This window comes from Vibrio sinensis, from assembly GCF_003605645.1.
Lineage (GTDB): Bacteria > Pseudomonadota > Gammaproteobacteria > Enterobacterales > Vibrionaceae > Vibrio > Vibrio sinensis.
The window spans coordinates 1-552 of record NZ_QVMU01000136.1 but is presented as its reverse complement, the minus strand read 5'-3'; the positions used below and the strand labels follow the sequence as shown (position 1 = coordinate 552).

The 552-nt window shown below is 42.4% G+C and carries 2 tRNA genes; both read left to right on the top strand.

The annotated features are described in order from the left end of the window. Nucleotides 1–64 precede the first annotated feature (64 nt). Nucleotides 65–140: transfer RNA gene (locus tag DZ860_RS23975), tRNA-Lys, on the top strand. Between the two features lie 33 nt (nt 141–173). After that, nucleotides 174–249, top strand: a tRNA-Val gene (locus DZ860_RS23970). The last annotated feature ends 303 nt before the right edge of the window (nt 250–552 follow it).

Here is a 552-nt window from a genome sequence, read left to right as displayed (position 1 = left end):
GGCCTAGGACACCGCCCTTTCACGGCGGTAACAGGGGTTCGACTCCCCTACGGGATACCACTAAGGGTCGTTAGCTCAGTTGGTAGAGCAGTTGACTTTTAATCAATTGGTCGCAGGTTCGAATCCTGCACGACCCACCATTCTTTCTCCACGAAGGAATTAAAACTTTTAGTGGGCGATTAGCTCAGTTGGGAGAGCACCTGCCTTACAAGCAGGGGGTCACTGGTTCGAGCCCGGTATCGCCCACCATTCTCTAAGAATTTTTGGAATAGGATATCCAAACCACTCAGTAATGTATGTGGTTGGAATTTTCGACGCTGAAAGTCTTTAGAAAATGTATTTTGAAGCTTCGCTTCAGATTCATATGCTCTTTAACAATTTGGAAAGCTGACTGATAACAACATTGTTGTTATCAAAAAAAGTTCTCAATGTTTATCTTTAAGATAAACACCAAAAAACACATTCAAGTGTTCTTGGCAATATCATCTCCTAGAGATGATTATTCGAAATTGAGTCCGGCAAAATCGAACGTCTCTCACTCATAAAATAGAG